Raw genomic sequence first — 19211 nt, 5'->3', positions numbered from 1 at the left:
TTTTAGCCGGCGCATACAAGCTTTAAAAGTCTAAGAGCCTTGATAGATGTAAAAAATAGAGATAGCACTTTATAGCAATTTTATAAAAACAACCCATTCTTACTATGAGATTTCATCTAGAAACAATAGAAAATTTTAGTTAATAAAAGTTGATTTGCTATGAAAATTTGAATTAAAAATTCAAGGGCATTGCGCCCTTGAAATTATGATCTAACAGGTGAAAGATAAGGTTTTTCAGAGTGCATAGACATCTCGTTTTGTTGTCTAAATGCTATATACTCCTCTTCGCTTAACCTTTTTATGTTAGCTATAGTGATCTTAAGAGGTGTGATACCTGAGAGTGGGTCGTGGTCTTGTGCGTTTGCAAGCTCGTTACCGTCAGCCTCACTATAGTGGAAAGTCGTAAATATCGTACTTTCTCTAAGGTCAGGATTTACGCGAAGTTTAGCTGCGATCCTACCACGTTTATTCTCTACCATTGCATAGCAGCCATCTTCTAGTTCTCTTTCTCTTGCGATATCAGGGCTTACTTCGATTAGCGGACCTTCGATACCAGCGCCATACTCTAGTGGTGGGCACTCTCTTGTCATCGTACCTGTGTGGTAGTGATACACTTTTCTACCTGTTGTAAATAAGCAAGGATATACCTCATCTGGCACTTCGCTCATCGCCCCTGAACCTACTGGATAGCCATCAGGTATATGCATTTTGGCTTTAAATTCAGCCTCCATGCTCGCACGCTTATCTTTATCGTCAGCGTAAAGCACTGGAGCTAGGCGGAATTTACCATCAGGTAGCATTGATTTGTGATCGGTATAAAGATCAGGTGTGCCTGGATGATCTTCATCAGGGCATGGCCAGCTGATGCCACCTAGTTTTTCAAGTCTATAGTAGCTGATACCGCCAAAGAATTTAGGCATTAGTTTTCTAAGCTCGTCCCAAACCTCTTCTGCACTTAAGAAGTCAAATCCCTCAAGTCCCATAGCTTTTGCAATGTTACAAACTACTTTCCAGTCAGGCTCTACGCCACCTACTGGTTCGCTTGCTTTTCTAGTCCTTTGAACGCGGCGAGATGTGTTGATAAATGTTCCATCTTTCTCACCCCAACCAGCTGCAGGTAAGACAACGTCAGCCTTTTGAGCACTTTCAGTAAAGAATAGATCTTGCACGATGAAACAGTCTAGGTGATGTGTAGCATGCACAAAGTGCTCTGTCCAAGGGTCACTCATAACAGGGTTTTCGCCATAAACGTAAAGCACTTTTAGCTCGCCGCTATCCATCTTATCAGGTGCGTATGTTAGTTTAAAGCCAGGCACTGGATTAAGCTCGAAGTGCCATACTTTGCGAGCTTGCTCTTGTGCGTAAGCGCTATTTACTGCACCTGCTGGGATGACGTTAGGTAGTGCGCCCATATCGCATGAGCCTTGAACGTTGTTTTGTCCACGAAGTGGATTTACTCCAGCGCCTTTTTTGCCTAAATTTCCTGTTAGGATCGCTAAATTTGAAAGTGAGAATACATTTGATGTACCGTCGCTAAACTGAGTGATACCCATAGTGTAGCAAATAGCCGCAGTGCCAGCCTTGCCATAAAGTCTAGCAGCCTCAATGATGAGCTCTTTTTTCACACCAGTCTCACGCTCAAATCTCTCAGGAGTGAAGTCTTTTACCGCTTCTTTTAGGTACTCAAAACCCTCTGCATATTTTTCGATAAATTCTGTATCTTGTAAATTTTCAGAGATGATGACGTTCATCATTGTGTTTAGTGTTTTGATGTTTGAGCCAACTGGAATTTGCAAGAATATATCGGCTTTTTTAGCCATATCGGTGCGTTTTGGATCCACAACGATCATTTTTGCACCACGCTCTAAGCCTCTTTGCATCTGCATAGCGATGATCGGGTGGCATTCGCTTGTGTTTGTGCCTATTAGTAAAAATACATCTGTATCAGTCGCAAATTCAACAAGATCGTTTGTCATCGTTCCGTTTCCAAGGGTGCTGGCAAGACCTGCCACTGTTGGAGCGTGTCAAAGACGAGCGCAGTGATCTACGTTGTTACTTCCTAAAGCACGAAAGAATTTTTGAAATACATAGTTGTCTTCGTTGTTTGAACGAGCTGAACTAAAGCCCATGATAGAGCTTGGACCATATTTTTCAACGCTATTTTTAAAAGTCTTTCCTAAAAATTCATAAACCTCTTCAAAGCTAACCTCTTCAAGTTTGCCCTCTTTGTTAAACTCTCCGTTTAGTTTTCTCATCATTGGTTTAGTTAAACGTTTTGGAGAATTTACAAATTCCCAACCAAACATACCTTTTAAGCACAACTCGCCATCATTTACATGGTGGTTCTCAGTCGGCTTTGCATCGACTATCCTACCGTTTTCTACGATAAGGTCTATGCCGCAACCAGTTCCGCAATACGGACAGGTTGTTTGAACAATCTTTTGCATAGATTTCCTTTCAAGTAATATTTCTAATAGTTCGGTTATTATATACCTTATAAAATAAAAGTAGTTTTAAAATTAATTATTTTATTTAAAAAAATTTTAAGTAATATGCAAAATTTGCATATTACTTTGACGCTGAATTTACGGAGCTTTTTACCATTTTTTGTCTTATTTTAAATTTGGTTTTTAGCTTAAGTGATTAAAAATAAATTTAAAGATTATGAAAATTTATAAAAAGATGGGCGATTGCTCGCCCTTTGAATTAGTTTTTGCGTGTATTTGCGTCTGGAGTGAAAAGTGGCTTGTCAAGAAGTTTAAAGTCGCCTATAAATTTCTGACCCTCTTCGCTTGTCGCCCATTTTATAAATTTCTCTGCATTTTCGATGTCAGTTTTAGGGCAGTGTTTTGGATTTACTGCGATTAGAGAGTAGAAGTTTTTAAGGTCGTTGTCGCCCTCATTGATGATGACCATCTCAGGATGACCTTTTTGATTTGCTTCATATTTAATGTAAGTACCGCGATCAGTAAATGTAACGCCTTTTTGCTCAGCAGCAGCATTTATCGTAGCTAGCATGCCTTGACCTGTTTGCATATACCAGCTATCTTTTTCAGGGACTTCACCAGCAATCTTTTTCCAGATGCCTTTTTCTTTATTGTCTGTGCCTGATTTGTCGCCACGTGAGAAGAATTTGATACCATCTTTTTTGATAAGTTCAAAGCTTTGTTTGATATCTTTACCTTTAAATTTATCAGCGATTGATTTATCAGCGATAACGACGAAATCATTGTACATTACGGCATTTCTTTTTAAGCCAAAACCTTTTTCTACAAATTCTTTCTCAACTTTTGGTGAGTGAACGAAAAGTATGTCAGCGTTGCAGTCTTCGCCAAGCTTTAGTGCAGCACCTGTACCAACAGCTGTCCATTTTATATCAACACCTGTTCTTGCCTTATAAGCTGGATAGATCGCATCAAGCAAGCCAGTGTTATCTGTACTTGTTGTAGTCGCCATGATTAGTTCATTGTCAGCGCCAAACGCCAAAACTGCGGCTGCTAGTGAGCCTAAAATAATCTTTTTCATTTTTCTCCTTTAAAAAAAATTGTGATATTATAGCACATTTAAAATAATCTTAAGAAATATGCTAGGAAAGAATAATTGGATTTTTTACTTAACGGCTTTGCAGAAGCCTTTAATCTGCTTTTAAACGGCAACCTTGAAACATATTCAGCCATCAAGGCTACTCTTTACACATCAAGCGTGTCGATACTTTTTGCTGTTATTGTGGGTTTCCCACTTGGTTTCATGCTTGGCTTTTATGACTTTAGGGGCCGAAAAATTTTACGCCTTTTAAGTGACACGGCTCTTGCTATGCCAACGGTTGCGATCGGCCTTATTTTGTACGCCTTTATCACTAGAAACGGCCCGCTTGGCAGCCTAAATTTACTATTTACACTAAAAGCGGTCATGCTAGGCCAGTTTGTGCTAGCCCTTCCTATCATCATCTCGCTTACTGCAAGCGTGGTTGAAAATATGGAGAAAAAGCACTATCTAACTATCCTAAATTTACGCCTTGCACCTACAAAGCTAGTTTGCTGTGTGCTTTACGAGCTGCGCTACGCTCTCATGGTCGTCATCGCCACCGCATACGGTAGGATCGTGGCTGAAGTTGGCGTTGCGATGATGATAGGTGGCAACATCAAGTACTTTACTAGAACGATCACCACAGCCGTTTCGCTCGAGACGAACAAGGGCGAATTTGCCATGGGTATTGCGCTGGCTATGGTCTTGATATTTATCGCATTTTTAGTAAATTTAGCGATCTTTGCGCTCAAAAAACTAGACAAATAGGAGCAAATTTTGATAAAGATAAGAAATTTACACCTAAGCTACGGCAAAAGCGAGATCCTAAATATCCCAAGCCTTGATATAAATACTAAAAAGATAACCGCTCTAATGGGCAGTAATGGCAGTGGCAAAAGCACGCTCATACGTGTGCTCTCACGCCTACAAAGCCCAAATAACGGTGAAATTTCACTTTGGGGAGAGAGCAAACCAAGCCTTGAAATGCTGCGTAAAATTTCAGTTTTACTGCCTGAACCTGCCCTTTTAAAAAGAAGTGTTAGAGAAAATTTCAAAGCCATTTTAAAAAGTAGAAATTTACTAAGCGAATTTGATGAGCGAACCAGCGAAGCACTCGCCTTTGTGGGACTTGATGAGAAGTTTTTAAACAAGCGCCACTTTGAGCTAAGCTCTGGTCAGACGCAGCGCATCGCATTTGCACTTGCACTTTCTTTAAGAGTGCCATTTTATCTGCTTGATGAGCCGACAAATAGCGTTGATATCGGCACTTCAAAGCTCTTTAGCAAGGCTATAAATTTGATGCACGAGAAATATGGCTGCGGCTTTGTCATCGCAAGTCACGACGAGAAGTGGCTTAGCATGCTAGCAAACGAGTGCGTGTTTTTGCACAAAGGCAGGGTCTGCGAGTTTGAATACAAAAATATTTTTGAGATAGAAGGTGGAGTGCTAAGCTTTGGTGGTGGCGCACGGCTAAATTTACCTTCAAATTTTAAAGGTAAAAGCAAGATCACGATCAACCCAAGCAAGATAAAAATTTCTAAAACAGGTGGTGGTGGTCAAATTTCAGGGATTTTGCACTCGGCCTCGCTTTACATGGGCGATGAAAAGCTTTTGAAGGTCAAAGTTGGCGACTTTTTGATCAAAATTTTTAGCCACGATGATGAAATTACAAAGATCGGTGAGAGAGTATTTTTAGAATTTGAAGATGGCTCGATGCTAGCTTTGGAGTAAAATTTACACACACTTTTTAAATTTAGCCCAAAAATAAAAATGGATGTCAAAAAAGAGCTAAATTTTAATAATCATGCTAACAAATCATATCTTATATAACCCCCTAAAAATAGCATTTTTAAATATGCAATCAAGGCATATTTAAGCTTTTTTTAACTTTTCTAATTTATTTTATTTTAAGCCACATTAATAAGGCAATTAATTGTATAGTTTCAGTGTCGTTAAAAAACTATTTAAGGAAAAAGGTGAGCACAAAAGAGGAATTTGCAGCTGGCAGAAAACTTTACTACGCTACTTTCTCTAAATTCTTCGTATTTAGTGAAGATGAAAAGAGATTTGATGGCCTTAGTAAAATGCTTGATCTTATCAAAGAATATAGCCTAAACGATGAAGTCTCGCAAGCTGCTACTAATATAAAAAGTAAATTTAATGAAAAAAATCCAGAGAATTTGATCACCGAATTTGATGACATTTTTCACACTCCGCCAAGTCCGCTTCGAAACTCGCTCTCTTTTTACGATGAGGGATATGAAGTGGGTCATGCTTGCGCTAATGTGCGTAAAATTTTAGCTAAGACAAACATCAGAAGAGATGAGAGTAAATTTAAAGAGAATGAAGATAACGTGGGCTTTGTCTTTACGCTTATGAACGAGTTTATCGGCAAATTTGACGAGTGCGAAGATGAGCTTTTTAAAAATATTATAAATCCAAACATTGATGAGTTTATAGAGAATTTATATGAGCATAAAAATAGTGAAATTTACAAGGATGTGGCCGTTTTGCTAAACGAATTTATCGCGTTTGAGCGCGTGGCACTAAACTCACCAAAACCAGTCAAGATAGACCACAAAAAGAGCGATGGTCTTTCAAGATCTGAAAGCATAAGAAGAGAAAAAAATAGGATAAGAAAACTAAGAACGGAGGGTACATATGCAAAATAGACGCGAATTTCTAAAAAAAGTCGGTCTAGTTGGCGCTGTGGCAGCAAGTGGTGCGGTAGCAGCAAATGCTAATGAAAATTTAAAATCAGGAAAGAGTAAAAAGACCGAAGTGCTTTATAAAAGAAGCAAAAACTGGGAACTTTACTACAAACAAGCAAAATAAAATTTGATAGAAATTTAAGAAAGGATGAAAATGTCTGAAGCTAGATTAAACGCTACGCCAAACAACATCGGCCGTAGATCGTTTTTAAAAATGGCTGCATTAGCAAGTACTTGTGGAGCGGCCGGCTTTGCAGCAAGCAATGTCACAAGAGAAGCAACAGCTCAAGAGATGGCAAACCCATTTCCAGACTCAAAAATAGTAAAAACTGTCTGCACAGTTTGCTCTGTAGGATGCGGAGTACTAGCAGAGGTAGAAAACGGTGTATGGGTGCGTCAAGAAGTAGCACAAGATCACCCAGTAAGTGCTGGTGGTCACTGCTGTAAAGGAGCAGACGTTATCGATATGGTGCGCTCACACTGCCGTGTAAAATATCCGATGAAAAAAGTTGGTGGCAAGTGGCAACGCATCTCTATGACGCAAGCACTTGACGAGATCGGTGCAAAACTAAAAGCTTACCGCGAGAAAAATCCAGAGCAAGTAATGTTTTTAGGATCAGCAAAAGACTGCAACGAGCAAAGCTACTATATAAGCAAATTCGTTGCGATGTTTGGGACAAACAACCTAGATCACCAAGCACGTCTTTGACACAGCTCTACAGTCGCCGGTGTGGCGAATACTTGGGGTTATGGAGCTATGACAAATCACCTTGGAGATATCCAAAACGCGAAGTCTATTTTTATAATCGGATCAAACCCAGCGGTAAATCACCCAGTTGGCTTTAGACACTTTTTAAAAGCAAAAGAAAAGGGCGCTAAGCTAATAGTAATCGATCCAAGATATACAAGAACAGCTGCAAAGGCTGATTATTTCGCACAAATTCGCCCAGGAACGGATATACCTTTTGTATATGGCATGATGAATCTCATCTTTGAAAATGGCTGGGAGGATAAGAAATTTATTGATGACCGTGTTTATGGCATGGATCTGATTCGTGAAGAGGCTGCAAAATGGACACCAGAAGTCGTTGAAGACGTGACTGGAGTGCCAGCTGCAACTCTTAAAGAGATCACGGAAGTCTATGCTAAAAACCGCCCTGGCTCAGTCGTTTGGGCGATGGGTCTAACTCAGCACACAATAGGTAGCTCAAACACTCGTATAGCTCCGATCTTGCAACTAGTGCTTGGCAACATGGGCGTAAGTGGCGGCGGATGTAACATCCTAAGAGGCCACGACAACGTTCAAGGTGCAACCGATATGGCAAATTTACCAGATAACCTACCTGGTTATTACCCTAAAAATGAAGGAAGCTGGAAATATTTTGCAAAAATGTGGAAGGTTGATTTCGAGTGGTTGCAAAAGAATTTTATCAAGCCTGAGTGGATGTTTAAGCCAGGATTTTCACTTGCACGCTGGTGGGCTGGTACGCTAAATGGTAAAGATGGCAATGATGCGATCGATAATGCAGGAGATAGCCTAAAAGCTCTTGTAGTTATAGGTAACGGCATAACATCTACTGCACAACAAGCAAAGGTTCAAGAGGGTCTTGATGCACTTGAGTTACTTGTTTGTGTAGATCCGTTTGTAAATGACGCTGCCGTTATAACAAATAAAAAAGATAATGTATATGTCATACCTGCTTCAACTCAGTATGAAACTAGCGGCACAGTCGTAGCTACAAACAGAAGTGGTCAATGGAGAAGCCAAGTATGCAAACCACTTTATGAGAGCATACCTGATCATGAATTGTTATTTGAACTAGCTAAACGCATAGGCTTTTATGATGAGCTAACTCGCACTATAAGGGACGCTGACGGCAAGATAGAGTGGCCAGAAGCTGCTACTCACGAGATAGCAAATATTATAAAAACTATCGGTATGACTGGCTGGACACCTGAGCGCCTAAAACGCCACCAAGAGAACTGGGATAAATTTGATGAAGTAACATCTCTTGGCAAGCCTGGCACTCCTGTTGAGGGCGAATACTACGGACTTCCATGGCCATGCTGGACAGAAAATCACCCAGGTAGCCCAATACTTTATGATACACACAAATCAGTTCGCGAAGGTGGAATGGGCTTTAGAAACCGCTTTGGTTTAGAGCACAACGGTGTTAGCCAGCTAGCAGCTGAAGGCTCAGCGCCAGTTGGTTCATCTATAAATGGCGGATATCCTGAGATCAAAAAAGACAATATCGAGAAAATTTTAGGCATCACACTAACTGATGATGAAAAAGCAAGGATAGGAGCTAGCTGGTCAACTGATGATAGTAATATCATAGCAACAAAATGTTTGGAGAAAAACATCGCTCCGTATGGCAATGCACGTGCTAGAACTATCGTTTGGACATTTGCTGATCAGATCCCTCAACACAGAGAGCCGATCCACTCACCAAGACCAGATCTAGCCAAGAAGTATCCAAGCTTTAAAGATAAAGCAAAACAATACCGCGTTGATACTAAATTTGAAAGCTTGCAGCAAAGTAAGGACTTCTCAAAAGAATTCCCTATCAATCTCATCACAGCTCGTCTCGTAAATTTCAGTGGTGCTGGTATGGAGACGCGTGCTAGTAAGTATCTATCACGCATTACGCCTGAGATGTTTGCTGACATCCACCCAGAGCTAGCGGCTAAACATGGCATTAAAAATTGGGATTTTGTTTGGGTTCATTCGCCTGAGGGTACCAAGATCAAGGTTCGTGCAAGGATAGTGCCATCAGTCAAGCCTAATATGATCTTCTTGCCATTCCACTGGGCTGGATATATGCAAGGTGTTGATATGACTGGAAATTTCCCTGAGGGAACAAGACCTTTTGCAGTTGGTGAGAGCGCAAATACCGTAACAAACTACGGATATGACATAGTCACTCAAATTCCAGAAACAAAAGGCGGTCTTTGCCGCATAGAAAGGGCATAACATGAGCGCATTTAACGATAACAATAGACTTAAATTTTACTGCGACACAGATAGATGCATTGATTGCAACGGCTGCGCAGTAGCATGTGATGAAGCTCATGAGTTGCCTATCGGGGTAAGAAGACGCCGCGTTATAACGCTAAATGAAGGTGTGCCAGGTAAAGAAATTTCAACGTCAATCGCATGTATGCACTGCGAAGACGCGCCTTGTTCGCTTGTTTGTCCGGTTGATTGTTTCTACATCAGAGCTGATGGCATCGTACTTCACGATAAAGATATCTGCATAGGTTGTGGATACTGCTTATATGCTTGCCCATTTGGTGCGCCACAATTCCCTAAAGATGGTGCTTTTGGTGCAAGGGGCGTAATGGATAAATGCACCATGTGTGCAGGCGGTCCGCTACCAACTAATAGCGAAGAAGAGCGCGAAGTATATGGACAAGATAGAATTTCTGAGGGCAAGGTGCCAGTTTGTGCTGCGATGTGCTCTACAAAGGCTTTGTTAGTTGGCGAGTCAGATGTGATCGAAAAAATCTACAAAGACAGAGTTGCTGCAAGAGGTTATGGCGAAAAGAACCTAAAACAAACTACTGTTTGGAAGATCGCTTACTACGCTGGCGACAGACTAAAACTAAAAGCGTAAATTTATAGGTGCTTTTTGCACCTATAAAATTTGTTATTTTCTCTAATTTTATACTTTAAGAAATATGCCTATCTTGCATATCAAATTTTAATTATAATAACGTTTATTTCGTATCAAAATACGTTTAAGCTTTTTGCTTTGTTTAAGCAAGTTTTTACTACAATCCAAAATTAAATTTAGCTTTTTGGGCTATCATTTGTGAAAACTTCAAGGAGCAAGATGGAACCGATTTATAAAACGCAGATCATCAAATATAAAGGCGAGCAAAAAGCGCATGTTGATGATATTTTGGTGCGTGAGATCAAGCTTGAAATTTACATAAATGACAAAAAATTTGGTGCCGTTATGGCAACGCCAACGGATCAAAAGGCGCTTGCTGTGGGCTATTTGATCAGTGAAAACGTCATCACAAAGCCAGAGAACATAGCCGAAGTTAGGCTCTCAAGCGACGAGCTAAGCGTCTATGTAAGCGCCAAAGTGAATGAAAAACGCTTAGAGCAGTTTGACGAAGAAAAGGTCATAATAAGCGGCTGTGGCAGAAGCTCAACGGCAAATATCGACCCACAGGCGATGGCGGCAAGAGCTGTAAAGAGCGGAGCTAAATTTAACAAAGATATGATCCTTGCTCAAATGAAGGAGTTTTACACGCAGTGCGAGCTTTACGAGATGACTGGCTGCGTGCATACGGCAAAGCTCTTTGTGAGCGAAGATAAATTTTACATAGGCGAGGATATCGCTCAGCATAACACGATAGACAAAGCCGTTGGCAAGGCCGTTTTAGACGGAGCTAACTTAGCAAATTCATTTTTGATGGTGAGTGGCAGGCTTAGCTCAGAGATGGTCGCAAAGGCCGTTATGCACGGCATCCCAGCGCTTATCTCAAGGACAGCACCGACTAGCCTTGGCGTAGTGATCGCTCGTAAATTTGAGCTCACACTTTGTGGTTTTGCAAGGGGCGAAAATATCAACGTTTATAGCGGTGAAGAGAGAATTTATGAGTGAAAATTTAGAAGAGCTAATAAAACAAACGTTAAATAAAAGTGGCAAACTTGACTGCGGTACGGCTTTTAAGATCGCAAACAAGCTTGGCATAGAAGTCGGCGAGGTAAGCGACGAGGCAACTAGGCTAGGCATCAAGATAGACAACTGCGAGCTTGGGCAGTTTGGTGGCTTGGATAAAGACCGCGGTAAATTTACATTGTCACTAAAACTAAAAGAAGTGAGCGACGAAAAGGGCAGAGTTTTTTGCAAAGATGCAAGGGATATGGCGGCAACTAGCGGCGGGCTAAAGACCATGCGCTCGACGCTTAGAGACTACGGCTTTGACGTGAAGTACTGTCAGCTAGGCTGTTTTAAGGAAAAGAAAGGCAAAAAGATGAGAGTAAAGACAAAGACTTGGATAGAAAACGACGAGGGCGAGCTTATATTTGGCAAGGGTAAAACCGAGGTTTTAGACGTTATAGCCGAGGTTGGCTCGATATCAAAGGCAGCTGAAATTTTAGGTATGAACTATAAAAAATGCTGGTCGCATCTGCAAATTTTGCAAAAAAATTTAAAAGAAGATATCTTTACAACCAAGCAAGGTGGAGGAGATAGCGCTGGCACCACGCTAAATGATAGGGCCCATGAGCTTATAAACGCCTATAAACAGCTTCAAAACGACATCGAAGACTATGCAAATAAGCGCTTTAAAGAGCTATTTTTAAAAGAAGACGAAAAGAAAAACGATAAAAAATAAACCAAATTTTTAAAAGGAGAAAAACATGTATGTAAAACTAAATGACAGGACTTATCTAAACAAAGATAAGATCACTAGAATCAAGATCGATAGCGTTCAAGACGGCATTCGTATCCGTTTCTACGAGGGTGCAAACCAAGTTGCTAAGAGCCAAAGATTTGAGAGTGAAGCAAAAGCTAACGAGTGGTTAGAGAAAAACTTCTTAAACAAATAAACACACGAGTGGGCGCTCTGCCCGCTTGTAACCTCACTTTATACAAAATTTCACTATAATCGCGCTTTTAACCAAAAGGAAAATCGTGCCAACCATAGATGAAGTAAGAAAAAATATCATTTTAAAAGATGGAATTTACTATTTTGACTACACGGCCTCAGGCCTTGCCTATGCGCCTATCGAAGATGAAATTTCAAAATTTTTAAAAACCTACGCAAACACTCACTCGGACAGCAGCTCAAGCGCCGTGCTAACGCAAAAACGCTACGAAAACGCAAGAGTCGAGTTAAAAGAGCTTTTGGGGCTTGATGATAGCTTTTATCTAATAGCAACAGGACAAGGCGCAACGGCTGCGATAAAAAAATTTCAGGAGATAATGGGAATTTATCTGCCGCCAACCACAAGAGCCTTGATCGGCGAAGCAAATTTAAGAAGCGTAAATTTACCACTAGTGCTAGTAGGCCCCTATGAGCACCACTCAAACGAGATCAGCTTTCGTGAAGGGCTTTGCGACTGCGAGCGCATCGGGCTTGATGAAAACGGCGAGATAGACTACGTGATGCTTGAGAGGACGCTAAAACTAAACGAAAAAAGAAAGATCATCGCCTGCTTTAGCGCCGCCTCAAACGTCACAGGCGTAAAAACTGACTACAAGAAAATCTACTCGCTCGTTAAGAAATTTGGCGGAGTGGTGGCATTTGACTGCGCAGCAACCAGCTCGCATGAAATTTTAGACGCCACATACTTTGACGCAGCCTTTTTCTCGCCTCACAAGCTACTTGGCGGAGTTGGGAGTTGTGGGCTTTTAGCGATCAAAAAAGAGCTTTACACAAGCGATATGCCAAGCTTTGCAGGTGGCGGCACCATCGCGCTTGCGACGCCATCAAAGCACCTTTTTATAAAAAATGCCGAGCAGCTTGAAGAGGCTGGCACGCCATCTATATTGGGGCTGGTGCGAGCAAGTCTAGCCTACAACTTGCAAGCAAGTGTCGGAGTAGAAAATATCAAAGCTCGCGAAGAGGAGCTGGCAAATTTCTTTGAAAAAGAGCTTAGTAGCATCAAAGATGTCACCATTTATGGGCCTAAAAATGCAGAAAAACTGCCTATTTTTTCATTTAATGTGCGAGACATTTCGCCATATGACTTTGCTGCAACGCTTAGCAATAACCACGGCATACAAAGCCGCGCTGGTGTGATGTGCGCTGGACCTTATGCTTTTGAACTACTGGGGCTTAAAGAGAATAAGATCTTAGAGAAAAAGCCAGGTTTTGTGAGGGTGAGCATGCACTACACGCACACAAAAGAGGACGTGCTCTATCTCATAAACGCTATCAAATCATCAATCAAAAAGCACCGCGAGCTTTGGGGCGAGGAGAAGGCGATGTATGAGATGTTTGGCGGGAAAATTTAGGTTAAATTTTTTGAGTTAAATTTAATAGGTTTTGGATATTAAGCACTTTATTTTTAAGTACCAGCACAGATACAACTAGCTATATCATAATCTCATTGAAATTTTAAACGCTTTGCTTTAAATAGCTTTCGCAAAATTAGCTCTGTTTTTTAAATTTAAACCAGCTTATCTATATCAAATTTAGTCAGTCTGGAATAAAAATTTAAAATTTATCATAGCAACCCAGAAACCTAACCGCAAAGCAAAGCATATCTGCTTCCCCTTTTAAATTTAACTTATAAATTTAGTTGTGGATACAACTTTTAATTTGCCTAAATTTTAACAGCAAAGTCTTTTAAAAATAGATTTTGAAATTTAAGCATTTTGTTTTTTAAACAGCTTCTGTAAAACTAGCTCTGTTTTTCAAATTTAAACTGGCTCTACCTATATCAAATTTGGTTTCGAAATAAAATTGATCATGCTAGCTCATAAGCCTAACCGAAAAACATATTTGCACCCAACAAAATACATTCAAATTTAACTTTTAAATTTAGTGGCGGCTACGGCTTTTGCTCTATCTTACTTAGCTTAAATTTTAGTGGTAAAGCTTTTAAAATTTAAATAAAGTAAGCCATATAAATTTAATATTTTACATGGTTAAATTTAGTAGCTTTAAAGTTGATAAATTTAATAATTTTTTAAATTTAGAAGCCGAAATTTCAAATTTCACTTTGAAATTTCATCTTTTATCTTTTGATAAAGCTCCAAAATTTCATCTTTTTTGATGATGAAGCTATTTTTATTTGCGATCAGATAGGCTGAGCTTTGCATGATGTCGCCAGCCACTTTTAGCCCATTTTGCTTCATGGTTGAGCCAGTTTCGACCACATCGACAATCGCGTCGCTTAGCCCAACAAGTGGTGCTAGCTCGATCGAGCCATAGAGTTTGATGATCTTGACACCAACAGCAAGCTTGGCAAAGTAGTTTCTAGTGATATTTGGCATCTTAGTAGCGATCTTTAGCTCAGACCTTGAAAAATCAAGCTCCTCTTCGTTTTTTATGCCGATACAGACCTTGCACTTGCCTATTTGCAGATCAAGCAGTCTCACTACATTTGGCTTATGCTCTTCAAGCACGTCAAGACCGACTACGCCGATGTCCGCGGCGCCTTCGGTGACGTAAGTTGGTATGTCTTGGTTGCGAACCATTAAAAATCTAAAATTTCCCTCTTCAAGGATGAGTTTTCTATCCTCAAACATAAAGCTCGAACCAAAAATTTTTCTAAAAATTTCAAGTGTATCTTCTGCGATCCTGCCCTTTGGCAAGGCTACTGTTATCATTTTAAAATTTCCTTTTTCTCATCGATTATTTTTTGCATGGCACGAAAGATCAGCATCTTGTCGCAAATGGCATTTTTAAAAAATTTAGACAAAAAGTCACCATCTCCGCCAGTAAAATAGACTTTTTTGCTGCCTGCTAACTTTGAAATGAGCGTGATAATGGGCTTTATGATGCCATAACTCACAGCGTCGCTCGTCTTTTGAGGTAACGCTTCGATGTCTATTTGCGAATTTAGCGTCACATCAAGGCGTGGCGAGATGCTTTTATAGGCATTTAACATAGTTGCGATGCCTGGCAAGATGTAGCCTCCAAGATGAAGTGAGTTTGCCATTATATCGACAGTTATAGCACTTCCAGCATCTACTATAACGCCATCATTTATCATATAGCAACCTGCTTTTCTATCTACACCAAGACCTTGGTATATCGTGTCTATCTCAAAGTAAGGCTCTAAATTTACAAACATTTCATCCTTATCTATCATGCGCAAAATTTCTTCATTTACACAGATAAAATAGACCTTTTCGTTTGGTTTATAGTTCTTAAATTCACTAACTTTTATGTGTGTGATCTTGCCATTTTGTAAAAAAGAGGCGTTGGTGTTGCCGATATCACACAAAATCATAACAGCTCCAGCCTTCTTCTTTGAAGTAGTTTAGGGATTTTGAGCAAATTTGAGAGTTGTAAAAGATCACACGTTTTTTGATCTTGGTTTGAAATTTCTCTTCAAATTTAGTACAAATTTCATTTATCTCGCTGGCTTCTTTAAGCAAAAGCCTGCTATTTGCACTTCTTAAAAAAACGATCTCGTAGAAATTTTTTGTATCAACACCAAAAAACGCCTCAAGCGAGCGTTTCTTGGTAAATTCGCTAAGCTCAAGCCTTTTTAGATCCCTTAGCAAGATCTTTTTAGCTTCAAAAAGCTCCCAAATTTTTTGGTTCATTGTCCTAGATTAACATACTCGTTATCGTAGTAAAATGCGCCATTGCCCATGAAGCTTTTATCTTTTATCTCGTCGCTAAATTCATAAATTTCAGCTCCGCTAAGGTCTAAATTTGTCTTTATAACATAGCCTGTTTTTTCGATAACATAGAGCTTATTGTTGATGATAGTAGCCGCTGAGAAGATAGCAAATTTGAAATTTACCTTATTTTGCTCTTTTAGCATAAGGTCTGTTCTTACTATCGTCCCATCTTTTTTAAAGATGTAAATTTCATCGTTATGAACTAGCACGTCTTTGATCTCACCGTCATAATAGACTGTCTGGCTTGGGTTGATGACGATTAGTTTTTTGGCTGTTGCTGCGATTAGATTATCGCCCTCAACGCCTAAAAATATAATGTTGTTAAAGAAATTTTCAGAGCTTACGACAACGTCGCGCAAAATTCTACCAGTCTCTTTTTGCACGATGTAAATTTTACCATCAAGTGCTGGATAGACGATGAGTGAGCTCATGAAATAAGGTGCCACAACTCTTGAATCAACCGCTGCGATGTCAGATGAGCTGTACTCCATTAGTGTCGTAGCTGTGTTGATGTCGATTAGATAGATGTGGTTTGATGCGCTGATAGCTGCAAGTTGGTTTTGATCAAGTGAGGCTGCTACGATCGCAGTTGGAAATTTACCACTATAAACGCTGTGGCCGCTAGGATCAGTCACGTTTAGATCGCCATTTATGCTAGCTGAGATAACAAAGCCGTTGTTTTCGTTTAAGAAGTTGAAATTTTCAGGCAAGGTAATGCTTTTATTTAGCCCATTTTTCGTGATGATGTTGCCATTATCCAGCGTTGCGCCATTTGCATTTGCTGATTTGATGTAAGAAGGAAGATCTTTTGACAAAGATATCTCGCCAGAAGTTTGCGCAGGCTCAAAATATTGTCTTTTTGTGCCGCATCCGCTTAGAACTAAAGCCAAGGCAAAAGCCAAGAATAGTGTAAGTTTTTTCATTATTTTATTCCCTGATAGTGTTTTAAATTTCTAACTAAAGTTTGTAGTTGTGAGTCAAGTGCGATCTTGTCAAATTCCACATTTGCCTCTTTGATCTTGTTTTCTTTTAAAAGCTCAAAACCTTTTAAAAGCGCGTTATATTCGCTTAAAATTTGAGTATTTGTATCGCCAGTTTGTGAAAGGATGATATCTTTTACGATCGGATTTACCTTTAAATTTGCAAGCTCGCTAATGCCTTTTGTATCGTTTTTATCAAGCATTTGCCCAAGTGAGAAAAGCGCATATAAGCTTGGCTCTTTCTCCTTTAAAACATTTAAAGCGCTTGTGTCATTTGGATTTAAAATAAGCTTTGAATAGGCTAAATTTGCCTCCTCAACTCTGTTGTCGTTTAAAACCTTACTAGCGTAAAATCCGATGAGTGCGACGATAGCTGCCACGCATAGCACGATCAGCAAAGTTTTGTATTTCCTAAAAAAACGCTCTCCCTTGATCATACTCTCAAGAAACTGCTCCTGGGCGTCGATCTCTTTTTTTATCTCGGTTAAGTCTTCTTTTATAGCCAACGTTTTTCCTTGCTTTTGAAAAATTTTAATTCGCAGATTTTAGCATAATTAAATTAAAAGTAGCCCAAAATTAAAGCTTGAATGTGATATAATGCCTCAAAATCAATTAAAAGGTTGCTTAATAATGCAAATAGACGACACTCTCTTAAATAAACTAGAAAAACTCTCAGCATTACAAATTAATGATGAAAAAAGAGAAGAGATCAAGAAGCAATTAAGTGAAATCGTATCTTTTGTCGATGTTTTAAATGAGCTCGATCTAAGCAGCGATGAGGCCGTAGTTAGCTCTATAAAAGGTGGCACTCCATTAAGAGAAGATGAGCCACATTTAAGTGACGTTGTCGATGAAATTTTAAAGCATGCCCCTTCACGTGAAGGACACTTTTTTGCCGTGCCAAAGATCATAGAGTAAAATATGGATCTAATCGAACAACTAAGAGCGCAAAGCTCGGATGCCCAAACCAAAGCATCAGAGAGTAATCTCTCTGGTGACATCCAAACGCTTCTAAAAACCGTTGTTTTCAATAAAGCCAGTGACCTCCACCTAGTCTCAAGGTCTGAGCCTCAAATAAGGATAGATGGCACTTTAAGACCGCTTGAATTTGGCGTGCTAAGTGGCAAAGATATAGAAAATTTATGTTACGCTCTAATCACAGACGCCCAAAAGAGCGAGCTTGAAAACAATAAAGAGCTTGACTTTGCCATAGAGCTTCCAAATATCGGCCGCTTCCGTGGCAACTACTACTACACGATGAATGGCGATCTAGCCGCAGCTTTTCGTATCATACCTATCGACATCCCTTCGCTTGATGATCTAAATGCGCCACAAATTTTTAAATATATCATCAAACGAGAAAAAGGCCTTATCCTGGTTACTGGACCAACAGGCAGTGGTAAATCAACGACGCTTGCGGCGATGCTTAATGAGATAAATTTAAATTATAGAAAGCACATCATCACCGTTGAGGACCCAGTAGAGTTTGTGCACAACAACAAAAAAGCCCTATTTTCACATAGAAATATCGGCACCGACACGCACTCTTACTCAAAGGCGCTAAAATTTGCACTTCGCGAGGACCCAGACATCATACTTGTGGGCGAGATGAGGGATAGAGAGACGATCTCTACGGCTATTACAGCAGCTGAGACTGGACACCTAGTCTTTGGCACGCTTCACACAAACTCAGCCATACAAACTATAAATAGGATAGTTGATAGCTTCGATGGAAGCGAGCAGCTTCAAGTAAGAAATATGCTTAGCGTTTCTCTAACTGCTGTCATCTCACAAAGTCTGATACCAAAAATAGGCGGTGGAAGGTGCGCTGTGCATGAAATTTTGATAAATAACATGGCGATATCAAACTTGATACGCGAAAATAAAGTGCATCAAATTTACTCTCAAATGCAGCTAAATCAGCAACAAACTGGCATGAGCACGCAGACTCAAGCGCTGATGAAAGCGCTAAAAGAGGGCTTGATCACAAAAGAAAACGCGCTAGCCTACTCGACTAGCCAGCAAGAACTTCAAAATTTAATAGGAACTGTATGATGGATTTAGTAACTTGGTTTGACATTATCGTCATCGCCCTTGTCCTGATACTTGGTGTAAAAGGCATAATAAACGGGCTTATAAAAGAGACTTTTGGACTTATCGGACTTATCGGCGGTCTAGTTGTCGCTAGTAGATTTTCAGATGTAGCTGAGAGCTTCATAAGTAAAAATATATATAAATTTGAAAATCCTTCATTTTTACAATTTGTCGCATTTATCGGACTTTGGCTAGTTTTTTGGCTAGTTTGTCTGCTAGTTGGTAAATTTTTATCAAAGATGGTTTCAGTAAGCGGACTTGGCTTTTTAGATAGGTTTGGTGGATTTGTCATGGGAAGTGGCAAAATTTTCCTCACATTTTCAGCAGTCGTTGCCGTGATGTCAGGCACTTCGCTAAATAAAATGATCGAGCCATACTTCACAAATAGCAAAGTCTATCCGCTCCTACTTGAAACTGGCAGATGGATAACAAACGTCGATATGAAAAATATCAAAAATGAGCTAGATGAAATGGTAGTAAGACCAAAGGATACAAACAAGAGTGATGCATTTATATCAATGGATGCAAATGCAAGCACAAACACCGACACAAATGTCACCAAAGGGGAATAA

The 19211-nt window shown here is 39.9% G+C and carries 20 protein-coding genes; 13 read left to right on the top strand and 7 right to left on the bottom strand.

The features are described from left to right. Nucleotides 1-203: 203 nt before the first annotated feature. Nucleotides 204-2447: a molybdopterin oxidoreductase family protein gene (locus tag G6W43_RS10815; protein ID WP_242040008.1), complete on the bottom strand. Its 2244-nt coding sequence runs from the start codon at nucleotides 2445-2447 to the stop codon at nucleotides 204-206. A 259-nt stretch (nucleotides 2448-2706) separates the two neighbouring features. Then, nucleotides 2707-3525: a tungstate ABC transporter substrate-binding protein TupA gene (gene tupA / locus G6W43_RS06400; RefSeq protein WP_149712071.1), complete on the bottom strand. Its 819-nt coding sequence runs from the start codon at nucleotides 3523-3525 to the stop codon at nucleotides 2707-2709. A 75-nt stretch (nucleotides 3526-3600) separates the two neighbouring features. Here tupA and tupB point away from each other — a divergent pair, with 75 nt between their 5' ends. The 10 genes from tupB (at nucleotide 3601) to G6W43_RS06350 (ending at nucleotide 13219) form a co-directional block, all read left to right on the top strand. Continuing rightward, nucleotides 3601-4293 (top strand): tungstate ABC transporter permease TupB, encoded by a 693-nt coding sequence (gene tupB, locus G6W43_RS06395; RefSeq protein WP_103646470.1) that lies wholly within the window; start codon nucleotides 3601-3603, stop codon nucleotides 4291-4293. Nucleotides 4294-4302: 9 nt separating this feature from the next. Continuing rightward, a complete protein-coding gene (gene tupC / locus G6W43_RS06390; protein ID WP_194169393.1) occupies nucleotides 4303-5256 on the top strand; it encodes a tungstate ABC transporter ATP-binding protein TupC in 954 nt (317 codons plus the stop codon). Nucleotides 5257-5501: 245 nt separating this feature from the next. Continuing rightward, nucleotides 5502-6197: a TorD/DmsD family molecular chaperone gene (locus G6W43_RS06385; protein ID WP_103636030.1), complete on the top strand. Its 696-nt coding sequence runs from the start codon at nucleotides 5502-5504 to the stop codon at nucleotides 6195-6197. Beyond that, nucleotides 6187-6360, top strand: coding sequence for a twin-arginine translocation signal domain-containing protein (locus tag G6W43_RS06380; protein WP_002941238.1), 174 nt, complete (start codon nucleotides 6187-6189; stop codon nucleotides 6358-6360). The genes G6W43_RS06385 and G6W43_RS06380 overlap by 11 nt, the downstream gene beginning before the upstream one ends. A 30-nt stretch (nucleotides 6361-6390) precedes the next feature. Then, a complete protein-coding gene (locus G6W43_RS06375; protein ID WP_194169392.1) occupies nucleotides 6391-9213 on the top strand; it encodes a formate dehydrogenase subunit alpha in 2823 nt (940 codons plus the stop codon). 1 nt (nucleotide 9214) lies between these two features. Continuing rightward, the gene (gene fdh3B / locus G6W43_RS06370) at nucleotides 9215-9856 is read left to right on the top strand and encodes a formate dehydrogenase FDH3 subunit beta (protein WP_194169391.1); all 642 of its coding nucleotides are present in this window, start codon (nucleotides 9215-9217) and stop codon (nucleotides 9854-9856) included. 219 nt (nucleotides 9857-10075) lie between these two features. Next, on the top strand, nucleotides 10076-10858 hold the full coding sequence (fdhD, locus tag G6W43_RS06365) for a formate dehydrogenase accessory sulfurtransferase FdhD (RefSeq protein ID WP_194169390.1): 783 nt from the start codon (nucleotides 10076-10078) through the stop codon (nucleotides 10856-10858). Beyond that, nucleotides 10851-11594: a winged helix-turn-helix domain-containing protein gene (locus G6W43_RS06360; RefSeq protein ID WP_194169389.1), complete on the top strand. Its 744-nt coding sequence runs from the start codon at nucleotides 10851-10853 to the stop codon at nucleotides 11592-11594. Before fdhD ends, G6W43_RS06360 begins: the two co-directional genes overlap by 8 nt. 25 nt (nucleotides 11595-11619) lie before the next feature. Then, nucleotides 11620-11808: a hypothetical protein gene (locus tag G6W43_RS06355; RefSeq protein WP_002941192.1), complete on the top strand. Its 189-nt coding sequence runs from the start codon at nucleotides 11620-11622 to the stop codon at nucleotides 11806-11808. Between the two features lie 85 nt (nucleotides 11809-11893). Then, entirely contained in the window at nucleotides 11894-13219 is a 1326-nt protein-coding gene (locus tag G6W43_RS06350) for an aminotransferase class V-fold PLP-dependent enzyme (RefSeq protein ID WP_194169388.1), read from the top strand. Between the two features lie 705 nt (nucleotides 13220-13924). Here the strand turns inward: G6W43_RS06350 and hisG are convergent. The 5 genes from hisG to G6W43_RS06325 are packed head-to-tail and all read right to left on the bottom strand — an operon-like array spanning nucleotide 13925 to nucleotide 17051. Continuing rightward, nucleotides 13925-14539 (bottom strand): ATP phosphoribosyltransferase, encoded by a 615-nt coding sequence (gene hisG, locus G6W43_RS06345; RefSeq protein ID WP_012140323.1) that lies wholly within the window; start codon nucleotides 14537-14539, stop codon nucleotides 13925-13927. Next, a complete protein-coding gene (locus tag G6W43_RS06340; protein WP_194169387.1) occupies nucleotides 14536-15165 on the bottom strand; it encodes a type III pantothenate kinase in 630 nt (209 codons plus the stop codon). The genes hisG and G6W43_RS06340 overlap by 4 nt, the downstream gene beginning before the upstream one ends. Then, nucleotides 15152-15484: a hypothetical protein gene (locus G6W43_RS06335; protein WP_103650332.1), complete on the bottom strand. Its 333-nt coding sequence runs from the start codon at nucleotides 15482-15484 to the stop codon at nucleotides 15152-15154. Before G6W43_RS06335 ends, G6W43_RS06340 begins: the two co-directional genes overlap by 14 nt. Then, nucleotides 15481-16488: an L-seryl-tRNA selenium transferase gene (locus G6W43_RS06330; RefSeq protein ID WP_087581314.1), complete on the bottom strand. Its 1008-nt coding sequence runs from the start codon at nucleotides 16486-16488 to the stop codon at nucleotides 15481-15483. The genes G6W43_RS06335 and G6W43_RS06330 overlap by 4 nt, the downstream gene beginning before the upstream one ends. Next, on the bottom strand, nucleotides 16488-17051 hold the full coding sequence (locus G6W43_RS06325; protein WP_194169386.1) for a hypothetical protein: 564 nt from the start codon (nucleotides 17049-17051) through the stop codon (nucleotides 16488-16490). Before G6W43_RS06325 ends, G6W43_RS06330 begins: the two co-directional genes overlap by 1 nt. A 124-nt stretch (nucleotides 17052-17175) precedes the next feature. On the opposite strand from G6W43_RS06325, the gene gatC reads away from it, so the two are divergent. The 3 genes from gatC to G6W43_RS06310 are packed head-to-tail and all read left to right on the top strand — an operon-like array spanning nucleotide 17176 to nucleotide 19211. Beyond that, a complete protein-coding gene (gene gatC / locus G6W43_RS06320) occupies nucleotides 17176-17463 on the top strand; it encodes an Asp-tRNA(Asn)/Glu-tRNA(Gln) amidotransferase subunit GatC (protein ID WP_021085025.1) in 288 nt (95 codons plus the stop codon). Between the two features lie 3 nt (nucleotides 17464-17466). After that, complete coding sequence (locus G6W43_RS06315; protein WP_021085022.1) at nucleotides 17467-18600, top strand: type IV pilus twitching motility protein PilT; 1134 nt, start codon at nucleotides 17467-17469, stop codon at nucleotides 18598-18600. Continuing rightward, nucleotides 18600-19211, top strand: a complete 612-nt coding sequence (locus G6W43_RS06310; RefSeq protein ID WP_103639273.1) for a CvpA family protein — start codon at nucleotides 18600-18602, stop codon at nucleotides 19209-19211. Before G6W43_RS06315 ends, G6W43_RS06310 begins: the two co-directional genes overlap by 1 nt.

This window comes from Campylobacter concisus (assembly GCF_015229965.1).
In the GTDB taxonomy this organism is placed as follows: Bacteria; Campylobacterota; Campylobacteria; order Campylobacterales; family Campylobacteraceae; genus Campylobacter_A; species Campylobacter_A concisus_BD.
The sequence above is the reverse complement of the archived record's forward strand: the minus strand, read 5'-3'. Positions and strand labels throughout refer to the sequence as shown.